The 6,186-nt window shown below is 64.1% G+C and carries 6 protein-coding genes and 1 pseudogene; 5 read left to right on the forward strand and 2 right to left on the reverse strand.

Features of this window, described 5'->3' with window-relative positions:
* Window positions 1–104: 104 nt before the first annotated feature.
* From L981_RS05080 to L981_RS05100, 5 genes are all read left to right on the forward strand, one after another.
* The gene (locus tag L981_RS05080) at window positions 105–1,094 is read left to right on the forward strand and encodes an ABC transporter substrate-binding protein (protein ID WP_043612423.1); all 990 of its coding nucleotides are present in this window, start codon (window positions 105–107) and stop codon (window positions 1,092–1,094) included.
* A 66-nt stretch (window positions 1,095–1,160) separates the two neighbouring features.
* The gene (locus tag L981_RS05085; protein WP_043612424.1) at window positions 1,161–1,940 is read left to right on the forward strand and encodes an ABC transporter ATP-binding protein; all 780 of its coding nucleotides are present in this window, start codon (window positions 1,161–1,163) and stop codon (window positions 1,938–1,940) included.
* Window positions 1,941–1,945: 5 nt separating this feature from the next.
* Complete coding sequence (locus L981_RS05090; RefSeq protein WP_043612425.1) at window positions 1,946–2,869, forward strand: ABC transporter permease; 924 nt, start codon at window positions 1,946–1,948, stop codon at window positions 2,867–2,869.
* A gap of 15 nt (window positions 2,870–2,884) precedes the next feature.
* Window positions 2,885–4,132, forward strand: a complete 1,248-nt coding sequence (gene kynU / locus L981_RS05095; RefSeq protein ID WP_043612426.1) for a kynureninase — start codon at window positions 2,885–2,887, stop codon at window positions 4,130–4,132.
* 135 nt (window positions 4,133–4,267) lie between these two features.
* Entirely contained in the window at window positions 4,268–5,236 is a 969-nt protein-coding gene (locus L981_RS05100) for a threonine/serine dehydratase (RefSeq protein WP_043612427.1), read from the forward strand.
* An 8-nt stretch (window positions 5,237–5,244) separates the two neighbouring features.
* Here the strand turns inward: L981_RS05100 and L981_RS05105 are convergent, their stop codons facing one another.
* Together L981_RS05105 and L981_RS05110 are read right to left on the reverse strand one after the other, a co-directional pair.
* The gene (locus L981_RS05105; RefSeq protein WP_043612428.1) at window positions 5,245–5,931 is read right to left on the reverse strand and encodes an ABC transporter ATP-binding protein; all 687 of its coding nucleotides are present in this window, start codon (window positions 5,929–5,931) and stop codon (window positions 5,245–5,247) included.
* Window positions 5,928–6,186, reverse strand: a pseudogene (locus L981_RS05110) (ABC transporter ATP-binding protein); the annotation flags it as partial. The pseudogene L981_RS05110 and the gene L981_RS05105, both read right to left, overlap by 4 nt.

Raw genomic sequence — 6,186 nt, forward strand, 5'->3', positions numbered from 1 at the left:
AATGAAAATATATATATTAATTTGACAAGAGCCCGGAGCGGTCCCATGATCCGCGCAAGCCGCCGAGGAGGGCGGTAACGCTCGTCAAATTCTGGGAGGGATGTATGAGCAGGCTTAAGAGCACGTGGCTTTCGGGATTGGTTGTCGCCGGCGCAATGGCATGGGGACTGGGCGCGGCTGCTGCCGATCCGATCCGCATCGGCATTGCCAATTTCGGCGAGCATCCGCAATTGAATGCGTCGATCGCCGGCTTCAAGAAGGCGCTGGCCGAAAACGGCTTCGTCGAAGGCAAGGATGTCGTCTACACCGAGAGCCACACCAATTTCGACGCCTCGCTGGTTCCGCAGATGATCGCCAAGCTGCAGGCCGAACAGCCGAAGCTGGTCTATACGATCACCACGCCGGTCTCGCAGATCGCCAAGAAGGCGCTCGCGGGCTCCGGCATTCCGGTGGTCTTCTCGGCCGTTACCGACCCGGTGGCCGCCAAGCTCGTCCCGTCCTGGGAAGCCGGTGACGACGGCATGACCGGTGCGACCGACCTTCAGGACGTGGCCGCCGTCATGGCCTTTACGCACAAGCTGCTTCCGAACGCCAAGCGTTTCGGCGTGCCCTATAATCCGGGTGAAGCGAACGACCAGGCCCTGCTCGACAAGATCAAGGAAGCGGCCCCTGCTGCAGGCTTCGAGGTCGTCGAGGTCGGCGTCGACAACGTCAACGACATCCAGCAGCGCATCGCCTCCTTCGCCGGCAAGGCCGACGTGATCTACACGCCCGCATCCAACCTGCTGCAGCCGGCGATCGGCGCCGTTTCGGCAGCCGCGCGCCAAGCACAGATCCCGATCGTCAACTCCGACGACGGTGCCGTGCGTGACGGCGTCGTGCCGGCAAGCTTTGCGGTCAACTACGAGCAGGTCGGCGTCAATGCCGGCAAGATCGCTGCCCAGATCCTCAAGGGTGCAGACCCGAAGACGATCGCGCCGTCGCGTCCGGCCTATGAAGATCACGCGCCGCTGATCTCGAAGAAGGCGGCCGCCGCCTTCGGTATCGAAGTGCCGGCAGCGCTTGCGACCGAATGCAACTGCGTGGTCGATTGATCTCCGTCTTGTCTCTTCAGTGACGGCGCCCCAAGCGCCGTCATTTCATAAGTTAAGGGGGAGCCAATGCTGGAAATCAGATCGGCCCGCAAAGTCTTCTACAAGGGGCAGCCGGACGAAAAGGTCGCGCTCGACGGCCTCAATCTCAGCCTTGCCACGGGCGAATTCGGCGTTGTCATCGGTTCCAACGGCGCCGGCAAGAGCAGCATGCTCAACGCCATTTCGGGTGCATTGGTGCTCGATACCGGCCAGATCGTCATCAACGGCGACGATGTGACCGCAACGCCCGTGCACAAGCGCGCCATGCGGCTTGCCCGCGTGTTCCAGGACCCGATGCGCGGCACCGCCGCCTCGATGACGGTGGCCGAAAACATGCTGCTTGCCGAACTGCGCAGCAACAAGCGCACCCTGCGGCGCGGGCTGAATGCCACACGGCTTGCCACCTACAGGGAACGCCTGTCGCTCCTCGGGCTCGGCCTCGAGAACCGTCTCGACACGCGCGTAGAGCTGCTTTCCGGCGGCCAGCGGCAATCGCTGTCCTTGATCATGGCGGTCGGCGGCGAGCCGGAACTGCTGCTGCTCGACGAACACACCGCAGCGCTTGATCCGCGCACGGCAGATATCGTCATGCAGGCGACGATCCGTGCGGTCGAAGCCTTGAAGCTGACGACGCTGATGGTGACGCACAACATGCAGCATGCCGTCGACTTCGGTCACAAGGTCATCATGCTCGATGCCGGGCGCGTGCGCCTCGAGATCGATGGCAAGGAAAAGGCGCAGACGACCGTGCCGGATCTGATTGGCCACTTCTCCGTCAAAACCGACCGCATGTTCCTGGCGAGCTGACGATCATGGATATCATTCAAAACACCGTCGCGAGCTTCATCTCGCTCGTTCCCGTTACCCTGGCGCAGAGCCTGATCCTCGCCTTCGTCGTGCTCGGGATCATGATCCCGTTCCGCATGCTGAGCTTTCCGGATCTGACCAGCGAGGGCGCGTTTCCCCTCGGCGGTTGCGTCTGCGGCGTGTTGATGGCGGCGGGCATGTCGCCGCTCGCCGCGATCGCCATCGCGCTTCTCGCCGGGTTCCTCGCCGGCTGCTGTACGGCCTTCATCCATCTCAGGTTCCGGATCCACACGCTGCTTGCCGGCATCCTGATGATGACGATGCTCTATTCGATCAATCTCCGGATCATGGGTCGCTCGAACCTTTCCGTTTTCGGTGCGCCGACGGTGTTCGACTGGGCGCCGGGGCTGCAGCCGGGCTTCCCGGCAAGCAAGATCGTGGTTGCGGGGCTGATCGCCCTCATCGTCTTCTTCCTGCTCTACCATTTCTTCCGCACGGAGAAGGGCACCGCGGTTCGCGCGGTCGGCGCCAACCCCGACATGGCCGAAGCCCAAGGCATCAATGTCTGGCTGGCGACGATCGGCGGCGTCGGGCTTGCCGGTGCGTTTTCGGCCGCAGGCGGCGCGCTGATGGTGCAGTCGCAGGGCTTTGCCGACGTCAACATGGGCCTCGGCATCCTCATCAACGGCCTTGCGGCGCTGATGATCGGTGAAGCGATCGTCGGCAAGCAGAGCGTGGCGCGCCAGCTTGCCGCCCCCTTTGTCGGCGCGATCGTCTACTACCAGCTCGTCTCCTTCTGCCTGGCCGCCGGCATGCCGCCGCCGGACCTGAAACTGGCGACCGGCCTCTTCGTTCTCGCCATGCTGGCGCTTCCGAGCCTCAAGCGAAGCCGCGGGCCGGCGCCCGCCCGCGAAACCGTTCGCGAATAGACAAGGACCACCTTCATGAATGCTGTTCCCGATTTTGCTGCGATCAAGGCCATGGATGCGGCCGACGTGCTCGGCCCGATGCGCGAGCGTTTCATCCTGCCGGAAGGCCTCATCTATCTCGACGGCAACTCGCTCGGCGTCGCTTCGACGGCTGCCTTCGACGAATTGCGCAAGGCCGCGACGGAGGAATGGGGCCAGGACCTCATCCGCAGCTGGAACACCGCCGGCTGGTTCGAGATGCCGCTTGCGCTTGGCGACCGGGTCGGTCGGCTGATCGGGGCGGCCGCCGGTCAGACGGTCGTCTGCGACACCACCTCGATCAACATCTACAAGGCGCTCCATGCGGCGATGGCGCTTCGCCCCGACCGTTCGGTGATCGTCAGCGAAGGCGGCAGCTTCCCGACCGATCTCTACATGGCCGAAGGCGTGGTCTCGACGCGTCCCGGCGCTTCGCTGCGCCTTGAGGGCGTCGATGCGCCTGACATCGAGGACCTGATCGACGGCAGCGTCGCCGTGGTTCTCGTCAACCACGTCAACTACAAGTCCGGCGAGCTGCGCGACATGGCGGCGCTGACCCGCAAGGCGCACGAACACGGCGCGCTGGTCATCTGGGACCTTTGCCATACGGCCGGCGCCCTGCCGGTTGATCTCGATGGCGCCAATGTCGATTTCGCTGTCGGCTGCACCTACAAGTACCTGAACGGTGGCCCCGGCGCCCCCGCCTTCATCTATGCCGCCATCCGCCACCACGGCGATATCCGCCAGCCGCTTAGCGGCTGGTGGGGGCACGCCCGTCCCTTCGCCTTCGAAAAGCACTATGCCGCCGGCGAGGGCATTCGACGTTTCCTCTGCGGCACGCAGCCGATCCTGTCGCTGCGGGCACTGAAGGGCGCGCTCGACGTCTGGGACGCGGTTGACATGAAGGCACTGCGCGAAAAGAGCATCGGCCTCACGGACCTCTTCATTGCGCTGGTCGAGGCGAAATGCGGTGCATTTGGGCTGGAACTCGAAAGCCCACGCGATGGGACGAAGCGTGGAAGCCAGGTGTCGTTCAAACACCCGAACGCCTACGAAATCATGCAGGCGCTCATTGCCCGCGGCGTCATCGGCGATTTCCGTGCACCGACGACGATGCGCTTCGGATTCACGCCGCTCTATGTCAGCTATGCCGACGTCTGGCAGGCGGTCGAAATCCTGGAAGACATCCTCAAGGCCGGTGCATGGCAGGATGCGCGCTTCGCGGTCCGTGCAGCCGTGACCTGATGGATTGCAGCGCAGCGGGCGGCATTGTCGCCCGCTGCTTTCTCGTTCAGACGCGTACTGAGGTAGCCGCCCGCAGCGTTCGTTCAGAGCTACTGTGCCCTGGGGCGAGAGGACGGCGAACGGGGGACTTAAGCCATGACTGCGCCACGCCGCCCGACCTCGGACGAAATCGCCGATGCCCGCAAACGCATCGCGCCGCATTTCGCGCGCACGCCCCTGGTCAGGCTCGACCTTGGGCTCCCAGACCGCCAGATTTTTCTCAAGCTGGAGACGCTGTCTCCGATCGGCGCCTTCAAGCTCCGTCCCGCCCTGAACGCCGTCTTGTCGCGCGATCCGGCCGATCTGAAAAACGGCGCCGCAGTCACCAGTTCCGGTAACATGGCTTATGGCATGGCCTGGGCGGCACGCCTTATCGGCGTGCCCATGGTTGCCTACATGTATCGCGGCGCGCCGCAGACCAAGATCGACGGTGTCCGTGCGCTTGGCGGCGAAGTACGTTTCGTCAGTGCCGAGACCTGGTGGGATTACATCACTGGCGCCGATCGCCCGGACGCGCCGGAGCTGTTGATTAATCCGGTAACCGACCAGGCGGTGCTGGCCGGCAACGGCTCCATCGGCATGGAAATCCTCGAGGACCTGCCCGAGGTGGATGTCGTGTTGACGCCCTTTGGCGGCGGCAGCATGACCACCGGGGTGGCCAGCGCCATCAAGGCCGCTTCCAGTCGTTGCCGTGTCTTTGCCGTCGAGGATGACAGCGCCGCGCCGGTTTCGGCAGCTCTTGAGGTCGGGCAGATCGTGACGATCGAAACCCGCTCGTCCTTTATCAAGAGCATCGGTGCGCCATCGCTCGTGCCGCAGATTTGGCCGGTCGCGCGGGACCTGATCGATGGGGCGATTGCTGTCAGCCAGGCGCAGGTGTGCGACGCGATACGGCTGCTCTTCAAGAAAGCAAAGGTGGTCGCTGAGGGAGCCGGGGCCGCCTCGCTCGCGGCCGCAACCGCCCGGCCGGATCTCAAGGGCAACATCGTCTGCGTTATCTCGGGCGGCAACATCGATACCGCGGCCTACTCCACCGTGCTCGGCGGTGGCATTCCCTCGGCTTGAGCGACAGATCAAACGCCGAGATAACGGTCCTGAAGTTCAGGCGTCAGCGCTGCCGGCGCGCCTTCGAAAACGGTCGCGCCCTTTTCGAGCACGAAGCAGCGGTCGGCAACAGGCAAAAGTTCGGAAAGCGTCTTGTCGACGACGAGGATCGATTGCCCTGCCGCCTTCAGTGTGCGGATGGCCGACCAGATGTCCTGGCGGATGACAGGCGCAAGTCCCTCTGTTGCCTCGTCGAGAATGAGCAGGCTGGGATTAGTCATCAAGGCCCGGCCGATCGCCAGCATCTGCTGCTCGCCGCCAGAGAGTGTGTTGGCATATTGGTCGCGCCGTTCGCCGAGGCGCGGGAAGAGCGCGGTCACCTTCTCGAAGGTCCATCCGTTGCCGCGGGCGGTGGCGACGAGGTTCTCCATGACGGTGAGATTGGGAAAGCAGCGCCGTCCTTCGGGCACGAGGCCGAGGCCGAGCCTGGCGATCCGGTGCGGACGCAGGCCGGAGATCGTCTTGCCCGCAAAGCTGATTGCGCCCGAGCGCGGGCGCACGAGCCCGAGGATCGAGTTGATCGTCGTCGTCTTGCCCATGCCATTGCGGCCCATGAGCGCGACGACCTCGCCCTCGCGCACATCGAGGTTGACGCCGAAGAGCGCCTGTGACGCGCCGTAGAAGGTTTCAAGGCCCTTGAGTTCGAGCAGGCTCACGCGGCTTCTCCCAGATAGGCCCGTCGTACTTCGGGATCGCTGCGGATTTCATCGACCGTGCCCGACGCGATGATGCGGCCATAGACCAGCACGGAAATGCGGTCCGCCAGCGCAAAGACCGCATCCATATCGTGCTCGACCAGGAGCATCGGCGCTTCGTGGCGCAAACCGTCGAGGAAGGAGGTCAGCCGCTTCGAGCCCTCCGGCCCCATGCCGGCCATCGGCTCGTCGAAGAGAAAGGCCTTTGGCGACAAC

The organism is Ensifer sp. ZNC0028 (genome assembly GCF_000799055.1).
In the GTDB taxonomy this organism is placed as follows: domain Bacteria; phylum Pseudomonadota; class Alphaproteobacteria; order Rhizobiales; family Rhizobiaceae; genus Ensifer.

Bases quoted from the DNA above. Each gene is read 5' to 3' on its own strand.
- L981_RS05085 (WP_043612424.1), top strand. From the start codon at position 1,161: ATGCTGGAAATCAGATCGGCCCGCAAAGTCTTCTACAAGGGGCAGCCG.
- L981_RS05090 (WP_043612425.1), top strand. From the start codon at position 1,946: ATGGATATCATTCAAAACACCGTCGCGAGCTTCATCTCGCTCGTTCCC.
- L981_RS05100 (WP_043612427.1), top strand. From the start codon at position 4,268: ATGACTGCGCCACGCCGCCCGACCTCGGACGAAATCGCCGATGCCCGC.
- kynU (WP_043612426.1), top strand. From the start codon at position 2,885: ATGAATGCTGTTCCCGATTTTGCTGCGATCAAGGCCATGGATGCGGCC.
- L981_RS05080 (WP_043612423.1), top strand. From the start codon at position 105: ATGAGCAGGCTTAAGAGCACGTGGCTTTCGGGATTGGTTGTCGCCGGC.